The following is a 682-nucleotide window of genomic DNA, read 5'->3' as shown; positions in this document are numbered from 1 at the left end:
GTGAATACGTTCCCGGGCCTTGTACACACCGCCCGTCACACCACGAGAGTTTGTAACACCCGAAGTCGGTGGAGTAACCGTAAGGAGCTAGCCGCCTAAGGTGGGACAGATGATTGGGGTGAAGTCGTAACAAGGTAGCCGTATCGGAAGGTGCGGCTGGATCACCTCCTTTCTAAGGATTTTTATAAGACGTACGTTTCATTTCGTTCAGTTTTGAGAGAATTCTCTCTATCATATATATGGGCCTATAGCTCAGCTGGTTAGAGCGCACGCCTGATAAGCGTGAGGTCGGTGGTTCGAGTCCACTTAGGCCCACCATATATATTTAAACGAATGGGGCCTTAGCTCAGCTGGGAGAGCGCCTGCCTTGCACGCAGGAGGTCAGCGGTTCGATCCCGCTAGGCTCCACCAATTGTTCTTTGAAAACTAGATAACAGTAATTGCTGAGGAAAAGTGAAACTTTTCTTTAATCAAAYCAATAAATAACACAACATTATGTTGTACCATTTATTCGCTAATGGTTAAGTTAGAAAGGGCGCACGGTGAATGCCTTGGCACTAGGAGCCGATGAAGGACGGGACTAACACCGATATGCTTCGGGGAGCTGTAAGTGAGCTTTGATCCGGAGATTTCCGAATGGGGAAACCCACTGTTCGTAATGGAACAGTATCTTCAGTATCTT

General features: G+C 47.6%; 2 tRNA genes and 2 rRNA genes. All 4 read left to right on the top strand.

Annotated features, from left to right (window positions below):
- A 16S ribosomal RNA gene (locus AC1DRF_RS31135) occupies positions 1 to 172 on the top strand; the annotation flags it as partial.
- Positions 173 to 241: 69 nt separating this feature from the next.
- A tRNA-Ile gene (locus tag AC1DRF_RS31130) sits at positions 242 to 318 on the top strand.
- Positions 319 to 335: 17 nt separating this feature from the next.
- Positions 336 to 411, top strand: a tRNA-Ala gene (locus AC1DRF_RS31125).
- A gap of 108 nt (positions 412 to 519) precedes the next feature.
- A 23S ribosomal RNA gene (locus AC1DRF_RS31120) occupies positions 520 to 682 on the top strand; the annotation flags it as partial.

Source organism: Priestia sp. P5_B4, from assembly GCF_056400385.1.
The sequence above is the reverse complement of the archived record's forward strand: the minus strand, read 5'-3'. Positions and strand labels throughout refer to the sequence as shown.